The following is a 15,218-nucleotide window of genomic DNA, read 5'->3' on the forward strand; positions in this document are numbered from 1 at the left end:
TCAGCCGCAGGGCTTGGCGGGCAGCACCTTGGCCGCGCCCGCCAGCGACTGGACGCTGGTCCGTCCGTCGGAATAGCGCAGCGTCACGATATCGTTGCTGCGCAGATTGGCCCACAGCCGGCGAAAGGCCGGGCTGGTGGCCTTGATCACCACCGCACCGCTCGAATTGGTCACGAGGCGCGATTCGCTCGATCCGGCGCGCGACGAGCTGACGAGCGTCAGCACCGATCCCGGCCGCGGCGCCTGGCCCTTGATCTGCGCCATGACCGCGACATCGCCGTCCTTTCGGCAGGACAGGCTCAACGCGCCGCCGGTCGGCGAGTCCCACTGGCCGGTCAGATACTGGCCGATCCCGTTCTGGAAATGATAGCTCCACAGTCCGTTACTGGTCTGCGCCGCAGCGGCGCCCGACACCAGGCCGATCAAACCAAGTCCAAGGGTAAAACGAATCATCGCGTCTCTCCTCGGGCGAGAAAAGCGCGCGACGATCGCTTCGGGTTCCAAGACCTGGGCGAGAGCGCGACGCGCCCTCGCCTGACGGGTCATTCGTCGGCAGCAGCCTTCTTCTTCGCAGGTGCCTTTTTTGCCGCCGCCTTCTTTGCCGGAGCCTTCTTGGCGGCCGCCTTTTTCGGTGCGGCCTTCTTCTTGCCCTTGGCCGGCGCCGCGGCTGCGCGGGCGTCGATCAGCTGGGCGGCTTCCTCCAGCGTCAGCGCGTCCTTCTCGATCGACTTGGGCAGCGTCGCGTTTGTCGTGCCGTCGGTGACATAGGGACCGTAGCGGCCCTCCATCAGCTTGATCTCGGCTTCGGTCCGCGGATGCTTGCCGAGCACCTTCAGCGGCTCGCGCGCAGCGCCGCGCTGCGGACGCCCGCCTCCCGCCGCCGCCTCGGCCAACTTGACCACGGCAGCGTTCATGCCCGTCTCGAAAACCTCCGCGGTCGATTGGAGCCGGGCATATTTGCCATCATGCGCGAGATAGGGGCCATAGCGACCGATCGACGCGGTGATCGGCTTGCCGCTCTCGGGATGGTCGCCGACGGTGCGCGGCAGCTTCAGCAGCTTCAGCGCCCAGTCGAGGTCCAGCTCGATATCCTTGGGGATAGACGCGCGCGCCGCCTCCTTGCCTTCGCCAAGCTGAATATAGGGCCCAAAGCGTCCCGACTTGCGCTCGACCGGCAGGCCGGACTCGGGATCGGTCCCCAGCACTTCGTTGCCGCCGCCGTCCCCCTCGGCCCCGCCCGGCTGGGCGAAGCGACGGGTATATTTGCAGTCGGGATAGTTGGAGCAGGCGACGAACGCGCCGAAGCGGCCGCCGCGCAGCGCCAGCCGGCCCTCGCCGCAATTGGGGCACAGGCGCGGGTCGCTGCCGTCCGCGGTCGGCGGAAACAGATAGGGTTCGAGAAACTGGTCGAGCGCCGCGGTGATGTCCGACGGCTTCTGCTCCATCACCTCGACGGTGCGCGGCTTGAAGTCGCGCCAGAACTGCTCGAGCACCTGCTGCCACGCGGCTCGGCCGCCCGACACGTCGTCCAGCTCTTCCTCCAGATCGGCGGTGAAGTCATAGGTGACGTATTTCTCGAAGAAGCGCTCAAGGAACGCGGTCAGCAACCGGCCGCTCTCCTCGGCGAAGAAGCGGTTCTTCTCGACGCGGACATAGCTGCGGTCCTTGAGCACCTGGATGATCGAGGCATAGGTCGACGGGCGGCCGATCCCCAGTTCCTCCAGACGCTTGACCAGCGACGCTTCGGAAAAGCGGGGCGGCGGCTGGGTGAAATGCTGCTCGGCATTCACTGCCTTCTTCGCCGGCGAATCGCCCTGGCTCAGCCGCGGCAGGCGGCGCGATTCCTCGTCGCCCTCGTCGTCGCGCCCTTCCTCGTACAGCGCGAGATAGCCGGGGAAGAGCACCACCTGGCCGGTGGCGCGCAGGCCGTGCTGGCCGGTCGCGTCCTCCAGGTCGATCGTCGTGCGCTCCATCCGCGCCGACGCCATCTGGCTGGCCAGCGCGCGCTTCCAGATCAGCTCGTACAGGCGCGCATGATCGCCGCCGCCGACACGGTCGCGGGAGAAGTCGGTCGGGCGGATCGCCTCGTGCGCTTCCTGCGCGTTCTTCGCCTTGGTCTGATACTGGCGCGGCTTGTCGGGGACGTAGCTGCCGTCATAGCGATCCGCGACCGCCTTGCGTGCCGCCTGGATGGCGGAGCCGTCCATCTGCACGCCGTCGGTCCGCATATAGGTGATCGCGCCATCCTCGTAGAGGCCCTGGGCGATGCGCATCGTGTGGCTGGCCGAGAAGCCGAGCTTGCGCGCCGCCTCCTGCTGCAGGGTCGAAGTGGTGAAGGGCGGCGGCGGGTTGCGCATCGTCGGCTTGGTCTCGACCGAGACGACGCTGAACCGCCCCTCCTCGACCGCCTTCTTCGCCGCATCGGCGGTCTTGCCGTCGCCGATCGACAGCCGGTCGAGCTTGTCGCCCTTCCACTTGACCAGGCGCGTGGTGAAGCCGGTGCCGTCCTGCTCCATGTCGGCGGTGACCGACCAATATTCCTGCGGGCGGAAGGATTCGATCTCGCGCTCGCGCTCGACGATCAGGCGCAGCGCGACCGACTGGACGCGGCCGGCCGACTTGGCGCCCGGCAGCTTGCGCCACAGCACCGGCGACAGGGTGAAGCCGACCAGATAGTCGAGCGCACGGCGGGCGCGGTAGGCGTCGATCAGGTCGGTATCCAGCTCGCGCGGTTGCTGCATCGCGTCGAGGATCGCCGGCTTGGTGATCGCGTTGAACGTGACGCGCTCGACCTCCTTGGGCAGCGCCTTCTTGTTCTTCAGCACTTCCTGGACGTGCCACGAAATCGCCTCGCCTTCGCGATCAGGGTCGGTCGCGAGGATCAGTCGGTCGGCCTTCTTCGCCTCGTCGGCGATCGCCTTCAGCTGCTTCGACTTGTCGGCATAGGTTTCCCACTCCATCGCGAAGTCGGCATCCGGATCGACCGAGCCGTCGCGGGCCGGCAGGTCGCGGACATGGCCGTAGCTGGCGAGGACGCGGTAATCCTTGCCCAGATATTTCTCGATGGTCTTCGCCTTGGCGGGCGATTCGACGATGACAAGCTGCATGATGGAAATCTGGTCTCTCGTGTGTACGCGTACGAGGGTGGTAAGCCCGCCCGCCGCTCGTCAAGCGCTTCGTTGGTGCAGATAGATGATGTCGCGCGCCGCCGCTGCAATGGCTGGCCCCGCAACCATCATGCCCCCATTACCGACACCCGCCCGCCGGCGTGCCGCTCCAGCCGCCCGCCCAGTTCCAGTTCGAGCAGCACGGTCTGGACCACCGGCGACGGCAGTCCGGCCTGGCGGATCAGCTCGTCGACCGCGACCGGGACCGGTCCCAGCAGTTGCTCGACCTGGCGCCGGTCGCCGTCGTCTGCGTCGATGGCGGGGCCACCTTCCCAGGCGACGACCGGCGATCGGACGGCGCGGGAGTCGATCGGGCGGACCGATTCGAGGATGTCCTCGACCGACTGGACCAGGGTCGCGCCCTCGCGGATCAGCAGATTGCACCCCTGCGCGCGCGGATCGAGCGGCGATCCCGGTACCGCCATCACCTCGCGGCCGGCCTCCACCGCCAGCCGCGCGGTGATCAGCGAGCCCGACCGCGGCGCGGCCTCGACCACCACCGTGCCCAGCGCCAGACCGGCGATGATCCGGTTGCGCGAGGGGAAGAAGCGCGCCAGCGGCTCGGTTCCCGGCGGCTGCTCCGCCACCAGCAGGCCCTCGCAGGCGACCCGTTCCTGAAGCTCGCGATTCTCGGGCGGGAAGGTCACATCGATGCCGCTGGCGATCACCCCGATCGTACCGCCCTCGATCGCCCCCTGATGCGCCGCCGTGTCGATGCCGCGCGCCAGCCCGGAGACCACGGCCACGCCAGATTCAGCCAGGCCATGCGCCAGCTGACGCGCGAAGCGGCAGGCCGCGGCGCTGGCATTGCGCGCGCCGACCATCGCCACCGGCGTCCGGCCGGCCAGCGCAAGGTCGCCGCGAAGGATCAGCGCGGGCGGCGCCGTCTCCATCTCGGCGAGCAGCGCGGGATAAGCCTCGTCGTCGAGGAACAGGTAGCGCGCGCCGAGCCGCTCGACCCGATCGATCTCGCGGCGGATCGCGCCCGGATCGGCGAGCTGCGGCGCCCGCCCGCCGCCGCGCGCGGCAAGCCCGGGCAGTGCCTCGATCGCCGCCTCGGCCGAGCCGAAGCGCTCGACCAGCCGGCGATAGGTGACGGGACCGATATTGGCCGACCGGATGAGCCTCAGCCGCGCCTCGCGCGGGTCAGCCATTCTTCTTCTTGCCGACCCGGGGCTCGGTACCGCTCAGCAGCCGGTCGATATTCTCGCGGTGCTTCCACACCACGATCAGCGCCAGCGCGAGGAACACCAGCACCAGCCCCACCTTGCCAAAGGCGGCGGCGCTCACCGGCGCGCTGATCGCCGCCATCATCCCCGCGACCGACGAGATGCGCAGCCCGGCAAGCAGGCCCAGCCAGACCGCGGCATAGACGAGGCCCGATGGCCAGTGCAGCGCGACGACCACGCCCATCATCGTCGCCACGCCCTTGCCGCCGCGGAAGCGCAGCCAGACCGGGTAGCAATGGCCGATGAACGCCGCGAGGCCGGCCAGCATCGCGGTGCCGGGAAACAGCCATTCGGAGAGCAGGACCGCCGCGACGCCCTTCAGCAGGTCGAGCAGCAACGTCGCCGCCGCCAGCCCCTTGCGCCCGGTGCGCAGCACGTTGGTCGCACCGATATTGCCCGATCCGATCTGCCGCAGGTCGCCGGCGCCGGCGAACCGCGTCAGCAAGACCCCGAACGGGATCGATCCCAGCAGATAGCCAAGCACCAGCGCACCGACGCTGCCCTGCCAGAGAATTTCGGTCTCCACGCGTTCCCCCGTTCTTGCGCACAGGCTAGGCGCTCCCGTAATCGCGCGCAAGAATCCGGATGAACCCAACCATGACCGAGCCCCGCCCGATCCTGTTTTTCGATTCCGGTATGGGCGGACTTTCGGTGATGGCGCCGACCGCGCGGCTGCTGCCCAATGCCCCCCTGGTCTATGTCGCCGATTCGGCGGGCTATCCCTATGGCACGCGCAGCGAGGCCGAGATTGCCGCGCGCGTGCCGGCGCTGCTCGGGCGGCTGGCCGAACGCTATCGGCCGCGGCTGATCGTAATCGCGTGCAACACCGCCTCGACCATCGCCCTGCCCCATGTCCGCGCCGCGCTCGACCTGCCGATCGTCGGCACCGTGCCGGCGATCAAGCCCGCGGCGGAACTCAGCAGGACGCGCGTCATCGGCGTGCTGGGCACGGAGGCGACGGTACGCCAGCCCTATGTCGACGATCTCGCCGCGCGCTTTGCCGGCGACTGCACCGTGCTGCGCCACGGATCGGCGGAACTGGTCGACCTGGCGGAGGCGGCGCTGGGCGGGGATGCGCCCGATCCGGCGCGGCTGCGCGCGGTGCTCGGCGGCCTGTTCGATCAGCCGGGCGGCGATCGGCTGGACGTCATCGTCAACGCCTGCACCCATTTTCCGCTGGTCGAGACGGAGCTGGCGTCGGCGGCGCCGCATCCGGTGCGCTTCGTCGATGGCGGGCCGGGGATCGCCCGCCGCGTAGCCTGGCTGACGCGCGACCAGCACTGGCCCGACCATGCCGGGCCCGGTCGAGCGGTGTTCACCGCCCGCTCTGCGCGGACCGACCGGCTCGTCCCGGCACTCGCAAGATTCGGCCTGACCGAAGTCGAGACGCTGTAGCCGAAGCCTAAATCAGGCCCGGGCGGCGGGCGGCACGGCGCCGAGCTTCGGGATCATCGCGCGGTAGCGATCGGCAAGCTCGATATGGATGCGGCGCGCACCGACATCATGGGTTCGCATCGCGCTCTCGCGCTCCTGATGCTCGCGCCGGCGATAATAATCTAGGTCCTGACGGTTCATGGGTCATGTCCTGTTCGACAAGCCGGCATCGTCGGTGGCGCCGGACCGGATGCCCAGCATGGACCGACTCGGGTGCCGGGTGGTCCTGATGGCTGAATACCACCTTGCCGCCCGGCCCAACTTGATTTGAATCACGTTAGCGCTCCCTTGCGCGGGCAAACTCGACTTCGCCGCGACGATGCGGCGGAATCTGACGCGTGGGCGCTCACCTATGCCTGCGCGCACCGGCTGGACGACGTGCGCAAGGCGCAGCCGTGGCGCAGGATCGCGGTCGAAGCGAAGTAACCATGGCCGCCCACGCAAATTTGCGCGCGATCAAAGCGACCGCTTTCATATCCGGGGAAATACCCGGTACCGCGCCGCTGGCAATCGCGGCGCTTTGGAGTTAGAGCACCCGGCATGAGCACCCAGGATACCGCGCCCGCGGGAGTGGACTACTCACGCGTCTTCACCAAGGCGATCGACCGGCTGCATGCCGAAGGTCGATACCGGGTGTTCATCGACATTCTGCGCAACAAGGGCATGTTTCCCAATGCGCGCTGCTTCGCCGGGCATAACGGACCGAAGCCGATCACCGTCTGGTGCTCGAACGACTATCTCGCCATGGGCCAGCACCCCAAGGTGATCGCGGCGATGGAAGAGGCGCTGCACGATGTCGGCGCCGGATCGGGCGGCACCCGCAATATCGGCGGCAACACCCATTATCATGTCGATCTCGAGTTCGAGCTTGCCGATCTGCACGGCAAGGAAGGCGCGCTGCTCTTCACCTCCGGCTATGTCTCGAACGAGGCGACGCTGTCGACGCTGGCCAAGGTACTGCCGGGCTGCATCATCTATTCGGACGAGCTGAACCACGCATCGATGATCGCCGGCATCCGCAATGCCGGCTGCGAGAAGCGGGTGTTCCGTCACAATGACCTGGAGCATCTCGAATCGCTGCTGGCGGCCGACGATCCCGCCGCACCCAAGGTCATCGCGTTCGAGAGCGTCTATTCGATGGACGGCGACATCGCGCCGATCCATGCGATCTGCGACCTGGCCGACAAGTATAATGCGCTGACCTATCTCGACGAAGTCCATGCGGTCGGCATGTACGGCGCGCGCGGCGGCGGCATTTCGGACCGCGATGCGGCCGCGTCGCGGCTGACGATCATCGAGGGGACGCTGGGCAAGGCATTCGGCGTGATGGGCGGCTATATCGCCGCCGACCGGATGATCATCGACGTCATCCGCAGCTATGCGCCCGGCTTCATCTTCACCACCTCGCTGTCGCCGGTGCTGGTTGCCGGTGCACTCGCCTCGGTCCGCCACCTGAAGGGATCGTCGGCCGAGCGCGACGGCCAGCAGGCTGCCGCCGCGACGCTGAAGGCGATGATGGCCGATGCCGGTCTGCCGGTGATGCCGTCGACGACGCATATCGTGCCGCTGATGGTCGGCGACCCGGTCAAGGCCAAGAAGATCAGCGACATCCTGCTCGCCGAATATGGCGTGTATGTTCAGCCGATCAATTATCCGACCGTGCCGCGCGGCACCGAGCGGCTGCGCTTCACCCCCGGCCCCGCGCATGACGAGGCGATGATGGCCGAACTGGTCGAGGCGCTGGTCGAGATCTGGGGCAGGCTGGAACTGCGGCGCGCCGCGTGACCGACCAGCCGCAGGAACCCTGGCTGTTCGCCACGGGATCGCGCGGCGGCGTCCCGATGCTGTGCCGGCTGCGCACCGAAGCACCGACCGATGCCGAGCGGGCGCAGTTCCCGCTGCTGGTCCTGATCCAGTGGGATTTCGAGCCCGATGACGACGCGATGCCCGACGAGGCGACGCTGGCGTCGATGGCGGCGTTCGAGGATGCGCTGGACACCGGCATGCGCGGCGGCGACTGGGGCCGGCTGGTCGCGGTCGTGACCAGCGGCGGCGAGCGCGAATGGCGCGTCTACACCGCCGATTTCGAGCGGTTCCAGGACGGGATCAACGACGCGCTGAACGGCCAGCCGCGCCTGCCGCTGGCGTTCGAGACGTTCGAGGATACCGAGTGGCAGGCCTATGCCGAGATCGCGACGGCGCTGGTGCCGCGGGGCCAGGCCTGAGCGCTCAGCGCGGCTTTGTCAGCGTCGCGCTCCACGCATAGCCGCGCAGCAACGGGGTGAAGGCCATCGCCAGCCCCTGCTCGCCCGCCACCCGCTCCATCACCCTGGGCAGGTCGCCGCGCGGTTCGACATGGAAGTCATTGAGCGACTTGAAGTGCAGCCGCTTCGCCAGCGCCGGCAGCCGCTCATATTGCCCGAAATCGACGATGTGCAGGCTGCCGCCCGGTGCCAGGCTGGCCGCGCCGAGCTCGATCGCGCGCTGCCAGGGCGGGATCATCGACAGCGTGTAGCTCATGAAGACGCGGTCGACCTGAGGAAGGCCTAACAGCGCGCCGGTGTCGAACGCGCCGGCATCGCCCTGCGCCAGTCGGATCCGCTCGCCCAGTCCCTGCCGCTCGACCGACTTGCGCGCGGTCTCCAGCATCGCCTCGCTGATGTCGAACCCCAGGAAGCGCGCCTGCGGCCAGCGCTTCGCGGCGACGATCAGGTTGCGCGCCGTGCCGCATCCGACCTCCAGCACCGTGCCGCCCGGCGGCGGCGCCAGCTCGCGGATCAGCCGGTCGCGGCCCAGCAGATAGAATTTGCGGGTGACGTCGTAGAAATGGCGATGCAACGCATAGGTCGCGTTCATCAACCGCCGCTGGTCACCCGCATCCGCGACCGCACTCATCCGTGCGGCTTCAGCGTGTAGAGATGGATCGCGCCATAGACCGAAGACCGGTCGCGGCGGTTCATGTCGTCCAGCCACGCCTGGTCCGCCCGCTGCCACTGGCTCATCAGCGCATCGGGGATATGGCCGGGAACGACATCGGGCGCGGCGGCGGTGCGGTAGAGCACGCGCGATCCCGGCTTCGCCGTCCGGGTGATCTCGCTCCACAAGCGGGTCAGCTGCTCGTCGGTCATCCAGTCCTGCGCATCGAGCAGGACATAACGGTCGAGCGACTGGGCCGGCATCGACTCCAGATAGTCGCACATATTGGCGTGGCGGACATCGACCCGGCCGGCGCGCTCGCGCACCGCCTCGTAATTGGCTGCTTGGAGGTAGGGCGGCAGCGGCGCATCGGCCTGCTTGCCATAGCCGCGGCCGAACGCCTGCCAGGCGTAGAAATTGTCCTTGATGTCGAAGTCGCAGGCAAGCTTCTCCAACCGGACCTTCAGCGCGCCGGTGATCCCGGCCCGATCGTCGACCTTCAGCAGGTCGTATTGCGCCGGCGGGATGCCGAAGCCGAACAGGGCGGCCGGCTGATCGACCAGCCAGCGCAGGAAGCGCTTGCGGAAGAACGGCGCCAGTTTCTCGTCGAAGATGCGGCGCTGTTCGGCGCGGTCGCGTGCCTGCAGGATCTCGCTCGGGTCGATCCGGTACAGCCTGGCCAGGAAATGGACGAAGCCTATCAGATGGCCGAGCAGCCCGCGCCGGTAGAAGCCGGTCGCGAAGCCCGAGATGCGGCGGCGGCCCGACAGGTCGCGTCCGTCCCAATAGGCACGCGTCGCGGCGTCGACATGGTCCTGCAGGTGCCGCTTGTACGCCTCGACATTGGCCGGGCTATCGGCATGGCCGAAGAAGCGGTGGAAGGCGGCATGATCGGGCAGGCGCAGCGCCGCCTGCTGTTTCAGCCGGTTCAGCGCGACATGAGCGGGGTTCAGATCGACCGCGGTGATCGCCCTCGGATTCGCGGTCAGATAGGAAAAGACGTTGCACCCGCCCGAGGCGATGGTGACGACATGGCTGTCCGGACCGATCTCCAGCGCCTCCATGTCGATGACGGGATCTTCCCAGATCTGGGCATAGACCAGTCCGCGAAAGGCGAAGGTGAAGGCGCGTTCGAGCAGGCCTTCGCTGCTCAGATGCTCGTGCCGATGAACCGCGCCGCGAACCGCATTGTTGCTGGGTGCCTTGGCAACCGAACCCATGTTCCTGTCCTCCGGCCGGGATGCCCCGAACGGCCTCCCGCGGCCGGGCGCTGCCTAGCGCGGGGATATGACAGATCGGAGGCATGGCAGGCCGGTCCGCGGCACGAAAAAGCCCCGCCGGGCGAGGGCCTGGCGGGACTTCGATGAAACGTGGCGGCCGCTGGCGGTCAGCGCGTCTCGTTCTCGATCGCGTCGCCGACGCGGTCCGCGCGATTGCCGATATCGTCGGTGATCCGGTCGATGCGATTTCCGGCCTTGTCGGTCGCCTCGTCGATCGTGCGGATCGCGTCATTCGCCGTGTTGCTGAGCGAATCGCCGGCGCTTTCGGCGGTATTGCCCAAGTCGTTGGCTGCCCTGTCCGCCTCGGAGCAGGCGGCCAGCATGCCCAGCGGCAACGCCATGGCGAGGATCATCTTGCGCATTCTTGGCTCTCCGAGCTTGTTGGTTCCGCTCCGAAACGATCCTGTCCGCAAGCCGTTCCCGCAAGGCGCCGTCCCGATCAGCTGCCGTCGGCGCGCAGCGTCAGCACCTCGACCCCGTCCGCGGTGACCGCCACGGTGTGCTCGAACTGCGCGGAAAGCTTGCGGTCCTTCGTCACCACGGTCCAGCCGTCATCCTCGGTCGAGACCCGCCGGCTGCCCTGATTCAGCATCGGTTCGATCGTGAAGACCATGCCTTCGCGCAACCGGACGCCCGATCCCGGCTTGCCGAAGCCCGGCACCTGCGGCTCCTCATGCATCTCGCGCCCGATACCGTGGCCGCAATAGTCGCGCACGATGCTGTAGCCATGCTTCTTCGCATGACGCTCGATTGCATGGCCGACATCGCCCAGCGTGGCTCCGGGCCGCACCTGGCGGATCCCCTGCCACATCGCTTCCTGCGCCACCCGCGCCAGCCGGCGCGCGGCAGGCGGCACATTGCCGACCAGATAGGTCTTGCTGGAGTCGGCGATATAGCCGTTCTTCTCCAGCGTGATGTCCAGGTTGATGATGTCGCCGTCGCGGATGATCTCGTTCGCATCGGGCACGCCGTGGCAAACGACATGGTTGATCGAGCTGTTCAGCACATATTTGAAGCCATATTGTCCTTTGCTCGCCGGGCGTGACGCAAGATCCTCGGTGATGAACCGCTCGACCAGATCGTTGACGTCCATGGTCGACATGCCGGCCAGGTCCAGACCGTCCAGCATCTCGAACACCGAGGCGAGCAGCTTGCCCGAGATCCGCATCAGCGCCAGCTCGTCGGGAGTCTTCACCATGTCAGGCCGCCATCGCCTGGACCGCGCGCAACTGCACCTCCGCAAACTGCGCCTTGACGATGTCGTTGAACGACAGGGTCGGATTGGCCTCGGCGATCATGCCGATCTTCATCCAGAATTCGGCCTGGGCGTTGATCGATCGGCACATGACCGTGCTGGCGCGCCGCGCTTCTTCATGCAGGTCGTCGTCGATCTTCACGATGCCCATCGTCACTGTCCGCAGTAGTTGAACTATGCGCGGTTCATATATGATCCGTATATGATCGGTCAATTCAACCGAATTGCAGCTTTCCGCTGCGGAAAGCAGCCCGCAGCCCCTAGGCAATTCCGCCTCGGCGGCGTAGAGGGCCCGCCATGTCGCGCCGCATCGCAATCGCATCCGACCATGCCGCCTATACAATGAAGGCGGAACTTGCAGACTGGCTTCGCGAGATGGGTCACGAAGTGATCGATCTGGGGACCAACGGGCCGGAGCGCGTCGACTATCCCGATTATGGCTATCGCCTGGGCCAGGCGGTCGCGACGCGCGAGGCCGAGTTCGGCGTCGCCATCTGCGGATCGGGCATCGGCATCTCCATCGCGGTCAACCGCGTGCCCCAGGCGCGCTGCGCGCTGGTGTCGGAGCCGCTGTCGGCCCGGCTGGCGCGCAACCATAACGACGCCAATGTCGTCGCGCTCGGTGCCCGCCTGATCGGGATCGAGATGGCCAAGGCCTGCGTGATGACCTTCCTCAACGCCGAATTCGACGGCGGACGCCATAGCGACCGCGTCGACAAACTCACCCACCCGGAAAGGACCCAGCCATGAGCACGAACCCGCAACAGGCAGGCATCCAGCCCGACGGTTTCTTCAGCAAGACGCTGGCGGAAGCCGATCCCGCCATCTTCGCCGGCGTCCGCCACGAGCTGGAGCGCGAACAGCATCAGATCGAGCTGATCGCGTCGGAGAATATCGTCTCCAAGGCAGTGCTCGAAGCACAGGGCAGCGTCTTCACCAACAAATATGCCGAGGGCTATCCCGGCAAGCGCTATTATCAGGGCTGCCACCCCTCGGACGAGGTCGAGCAGCTGGCGATCGACCGCGCCAAGCAGCTGTTCGGCTGCGAGTTCGCCAACGTCCAGCCGCATTCGGGCGCACAGGCGAACGGCGCGGTGATGCTGGCGCTGACCAAGCCCGGCGACACCATCCTGGGCCTCAGCCTCGATGCCGGCGGCCACCTGACGCACGGCGCGCGCGCGGCGATGTCGGGCAAGTGGTTCAACGCGATCCAGTACGGCGTGCGCGCCGACGATCACCTGATCGACTTCGATCAGGTCGAGGCGCTGGCCAAGGAGCATCGCCCGAAGCTGATCATCGCCGGCGGCTCGGCCTATCCGCGCCATATCGACTTTGCCCGCTTCCGCGCGATCGCCGATGAAGTCGGCGCGACCTTCATGGTCGACATGGCGCATTTCGCCGGCCTGGTCGCGGGCGGCGTCCATCCGACCCCGTTCGGCCATGCCCATGTCGTGACCACCACCACGCACAAGACGCTGCGCGGTCCGCGCGGCGGCGCGGTGTTCACCAATGACGAGGCGATCGCCAAGAAGATCAATTCGGCGGTGTTCCCCGGCCTTCAGGGCGGCCCGCTGATGCACGTCATCGCCGCCAAGGCGGTCGCGTTCGGCGAGGCGCTGCAGCCGAACTTCCGCAGCTATGCCGCCGCGGTGGTCGAGAATGCCAAGGTTCTGGCGGCGACGCTCAAGGAGCGCGGCGCGAACCTGGTCTCGGGCGGCACCGACACGCATCTGGCGCTGGTCGACCTGACTCCGCTGGGCGTCACCGGCCGCGATGCCGACGAGGCGCTGGAGCGTGCCGCGATCACCTGCAACAAGAACGGCATCCCCAACGATCCCCTGCCCCCAGTCAAGACCAGCGGCATCCGGGTCGGCTCGCCGGCCGGCACCACCCGCGGCTTCGGCCCGGCCGAATTCCGCGAGATCGGCAACATGGTCGCCGACGTGCTCGACGGCCTGCGCACCAAGGGCGAACAGGGCGATGCCCAGGTCGAGGCCGATGTCCGCACTCGCGTCCGCGCCTTGTGCGAGCGCTTCCCGATCTACCCGGGGGCCTGATGCGCTGTCCATTCTGCGGAAATGAGGACAGCCAGGTAAAGGACAGCCGCCCGACCGAGGACGGCGCCGCGATCCGTCGGCGCCGTCAGTGCGAGGCGTGCGCCGCGCGCTTCACCACGTTCGAGCGCATCCAGCTGCGCGACCTGACCGTGCTGAAGACCCAGGAGCGGCGCGAGCCGTTCGAGCGCGACAAGCTGGTCCGCTCGGTATCGACCGCGACGCGCAAGCGCCCGGTCACCTCGGTCCAGATCGAGAAGCTGGTGTCGGGCATCCAGCGCCAGCTCGAGACGATGGGCGACACCGAAATTCCGTCGGAGAAGATCGGCGAACTGGTGATGGAAGGGCTCAAGGGCCTGGATCCGGTCGCCTATATCCGCTTCGCCAGCGTCTATAAGGACTTTCGCGAGGCGAAGGATTTCGAGGATTTCGCCGGCAACGTGACCGAGGCGGGCAAGGAATGACCGCGCCCGCGCCCGTCATCATACTCGTCCGGCCGCAGCTGGGCGAGAATATCGGCAAGGCTGCGCGGGCGATGCTCAATTTCGGGCTGACCGAGATGCGGCTGGTCGCGCCGCGCGACGGCTGGCCCAATCCCAGCGCCGGCCCGGCGGCCAGCGGCGCGGACATCGTGCTGGAACAGGCCAAGGTCTATGACAGCGTGGCCGATGCCGTCGCCGATTGCACCGAAGTCTATGCGACCACGGTGCGCAAGCGCGGCGTCAGCAAGCCGGTGGTGACCCCCGACGCGGCGGCGCGCGAGATCCACGGCGCGCCGACCCGCGCCGCGATCCTGTTCGGCCCGGAACGCTCCGGACTGGAGACCGAGGATGTCGCCATCGCGCGCAAGATCCTGACGGTGCCGATCAATCCCGAATTCGGCTCGCTCAACCTGGCTCAGGCGGTGATCCTGGTCGCCTATGAATGGTCGAAGGGCGTGTCGCTGGCCCAGCCGACGCAGGAGGATCTCGATCCGCCCGCGCCGCAGGACGAGCTGGACGGCATGATCGGCCAGCTCGAGGACATGCTCCACCGCAACGGCTTCTTCTATCCCGAGGCGCGCATCCCGACGACCAAGCGCACCTTGCGCACGCTGCTGACCAAGCCGGGCTGGACCAGCCTGGAGTTGCGGACGCTGCGCGGCGTGCTGTCGGCGCTGGACGGCAAGAAAAAGGCCCGAATCGAATAGATCGGGTTGCGCGCCATCATCGGAACGCTAGCGTCCAGGAACGTTAAAGGAGTTCCTATCATGTCGTTTCTGCTCGGTCTGATCGCGATTGCCGGCGTCCAGGACGCTCCCGCAACCCAGGCTGCCCCCGCTCCCGCCGCCAAGGCCGAGAAGAAAATCTGTCGCTCGGCTGCGCCGACCGGCAGCCGCCTCAAGGGAAAGCCGACCTGCCGCACCGCGGCCGAGTGGCGCGAGATCGACGAGGCCAATGCAGCCAACGCGTCGGGCATGGGCCAGAACAACAGCCGCAGCAGCAATACGCCCTACTGAGCGGATCAGCCGCGCCGGTCGAACGCCTCGAGCTCATAGGCGATCGACGCTTCGACCAGCCGCTCCCAGATCTCGCCGATCGCCTCCTCCGGGATACCCGCATCCCGCGCATGCGCACAGGCATTGTCGATCACCTGAGCCTTGCGCGCCTCGTCGCGGACATGGCCGCGCTCGGGCTTGATGCGCGCGGCCGCGTCCATATAGCCGAACCGGCGGGTCAGCAGAGCGACCAGCTCGCGGTCGACCGCGTCGACGCCGGCGCGGACTTCGGTCATCGTCGTACAGGCTTGGGGATCGATCACTTGGGTCATGCCCGCGCCTTAGGGGACGCGGCGGGGCGCGGCAATTGCACCGGGCGCACCTGCAAACCTTGACTCGCCCGCCC

19 protein-coding genes are annotated in these 15,218 nt (G+C 67.5%); 8 read left to right on the forward strand and 11 right to left on the reverse strand.

The genetic code is table 11. The annotated features are described in order from the left end of the window. The 4 genes from ACZ1H8_RS05155 to plsY form a co-directional block, all read right to left on the reverse strand. Complete coding sequence (locus ACZ1H8_RS05155) at positions 1-453, reverse strand: hypothetical protein (RefSeq protein WP_465180287.1); 453 nt, start codon at positions 451-453, stop codon at positions 1-3. Positions 454-542: 89 nt separating this feature from the next. Continuing rightward, entirely contained in the window at positions 543-3,107 is a 2,565-nt protein-coding gene (gene topA, locus ACZ1H8_RS05160) for a type I DNA topoisomerase (protein WP_465180288.1), read from the reverse strand. Between the two features lie 128 nt (positions 3,108-3,235). Further along, positions 3,236-4,321 (reverse strand): DNA-processing protein DprA, encoded by a 1,086-nt coding sequence (dprA, locus tag ACZ1H8_RS05165; protein WP_465180289.1) that lies wholly within the window; start codon positions 4,319-4,321, stop codon positions 3,236-3,238. After that, the gene (gene plsY, locus ACZ1H8_RS05170; protein ID WP_465180290.1) at positions 4,314-4,922 is read right to left on the reverse strand and encodes a glycerol-3-phosphate 1-O-acyltransferase PlsY; all 609 of its coding nucleotides are present in this window, start codon (positions 4,920-4,922) and stop codon (positions 4,314-4,316) included. Before plsY ends, dprA begins: the two co-directional genes overlap by 8 nt. Positions 4,923-4,993: 71 nt before the next feature. On the opposite strand from plsY, the gene murI reads away from it, so the two are divergent. Beyond that, the gene (gene murI / locus ACZ1H8_RS05175) at positions 4,994-5,791 is read left to right on the forward strand and encodes a glutamate racemase (protein WP_465180291.1); all 798 of its coding nucleotides are present in this window, start codon (positions 4,994-4,996) and stop codon (positions 5,789-5,791) included. 12 nt (positions 5,792-5,803) lie between these two features. Here the strand turns inward: murI and ACZ1H8_RS05180 are convergent, their stop codons facing one another. Continuing rightward, a complete protein-coding gene (locus ACZ1H8_RS05180) occupies positions 5,804-5,971 on the reverse strand; it encodes a hypothetical protein (RefSeq protein ID WP_465180292.1) in 168 nt (55 codons plus the stop codon). 399 nt (positions 5,972-6,370) lie between these two features. Between ACZ1H8_RS05180 and hemA the strand changes: the two genes are divergently transcribed. Then, positions 6,371-7,615, forward strand: a complete 1,245-nt coding sequence (gene hemA, locus ACZ1H8_RS05185) for a 5-aminolevulinate synthase (RefSeq protein ID WP_465180293.1) — start codon at positions 6,371-6,373, stop codon at positions 7,613-7,615. Then, complete coding sequence (locus tag ACZ1H8_RS05190) at positions 7,612-8,055, forward strand: DUF695 domain-containing protein (RefSeq protein WP_465180294.1); 444 nt, start codon at positions 7,612-7,614, stop codon at positions 8,053-8,055. The genes hemA and ACZ1H8_RS05190 overlap by 4 nt, the downstream gene beginning before the upstream one ends. A 4-nt stretch (positions 8,056-8,059) precedes the next feature. On the opposite strand, the gene ACZ1H8_RS05195 is transcribed toward ACZ1H8_RS05190, so the two are convergent. From ACZ1H8_RS05195 to ACZ1H8_RS05215, 5 genes are all read right to left on the reverse strand, one after another. Next, complete coding sequence (locus tag ACZ1H8_RS05195; protein ID WP_465180295.1) at positions 8,060-8,725, reverse strand: class I SAM-dependent methyltransferase; 666 nt, start codon at positions 8,723-8,725, stop codon at positions 8,060-8,062. Continuing rightward, positions 8,722-9,966 (reverse strand): BtaA family protein, encoded by a 1,245-nt coding sequence (locus ACZ1H8_RS05200; protein ID WP_465180296.1) that lies wholly within the window; start codon positions 9,964-9,966, stop codon positions 8,722-8,724. The genes ACZ1H8_RS05195 and ACZ1H8_RS05200 overlap by 4 nt, the downstream gene beginning before the upstream one ends. Before the next feature lie 167 nt (positions 9,967-10,133). Beyond that, positions 10,134-10,388, reverse strand: coding sequence for a hypothetical protein (locus ACZ1H8_RS05205; protein ID WP_465180297.1), 255 nt, complete (start codon positions 10,386-10,388; stop codon positions 10,134-10,136). 77 nt (positions 10,389-10,465) lie between these two features. Next, the gene (gene map / locus ACZ1H8_RS05210; protein WP_465180298.1) at positions 10,466-11,224 is read right to left on the reverse strand and encodes a type I methionyl aminopeptidase; all 759 of its coding nucleotides are present in this window, start codon (positions 11,222-11,224) and stop codon (positions 10,466-10,468) included. Position 11,225: 1 nt separating this feature from the next. Beyond that, positions 11,226-11,432 (reverse strand): ParD-like family protein, encoded by a 207-nt coding sequence (locus ACZ1H8_RS05215; RefSeq protein ID WP_346247049.1) that lies wholly within the window; start codon positions 11,430-11,432, stop codon positions 11,226-11,228. A 146-nt stretch (positions 11,433-11,578) separates the two neighbouring features. On the opposite strand from ACZ1H8_RS05215, the gene rpiB reads away from it, so the two are divergent. Genes rpiB through ACZ1H8_RS05240 form a run of 5 tightly spaced genes read left to right on the forward strand, consistent with a single transcriptional unit; the run spans position 11,579 to position 14,833 of the window. Further along, positions 11,579-12,031: a ribose 5-phosphate isomerase B gene (gene rpiB, locus ACZ1H8_RS05220; protein ID WP_465180299.1), complete on the forward strand. Its 453-nt coding sequence runs from the start codon at positions 11,579-11,581 to the stop codon at positions 12,029-12,031. After that, entirely contained in the window at positions 12,028-13,338 is a 1,311-nt protein-coding gene (gene glyA, locus ACZ1H8_RS05225; RefSeq protein ID WP_465180300.1) for a serine hydroxymethyltransferase, read from the forward strand. The genes rpiB and glyA overlap by 4 nt, the downstream gene beginning before the upstream one ends. Beyond that, complete coding sequence (gene nrdR, locus ACZ1H8_RS05230; RefSeq protein WP_465180301.1) at positions 13,338-13,799, forward strand: transcriptional regulator NrdR; 462 nt, start codon at positions 13,338-13,340, stop codon at positions 13,797-13,799. Before glyA ends, nrdR begins: the two co-directional genes overlap by 1 nt. Then, positions 13,796-14,524, forward strand: a complete 729-nt coding sequence (locus ACZ1H8_RS05235) for an RNA methyltransferase (RefSeq protein WP_465180302.1) — start codon at positions 13,796-13,798, stop codon at positions 14,522-14,524. Before nrdR ends, ACZ1H8_RS05235 begins: the two co-directional genes overlap by 4 nt. A 60-nt stretch (positions 14,525-14,584) precedes the next feature. Beyond that, positions 14,585-14,833, forward strand: coding sequence for a hypothetical protein (locus tag ACZ1H8_RS05240; RefSeq protein WP_465180303.1), 249 nt, complete (start codon positions 14,585-14,587; stop codon positions 14,831-14,833). A gap of 5 nt (positions 14,834-14,838) precedes the next feature. Here ACZ1H8_RS05240 and ACZ1H8_RS05245 read toward each other — a convergent pair whose 3' ends face one another. Continuing rightward, positions 14,839-15,144 carry a chorismate mutase gene (locus ACZ1H8_RS05245; RefSeq protein WP_465180304.1) on the reverse strand — a complete coding sequence of 102 codons (306 nt, stop codon included), beginning with the start codon at positions 15,142-15,144 and terminating at the stop codon, positions 14,839-14,841. Between the last annotated feature and the right edge of the window lie 74 nt (positions 15,145-15,218).

The sequence above is a fragment of the Sphingomonas sp. BL-S-25 genome (assembly GCF_055521555.1).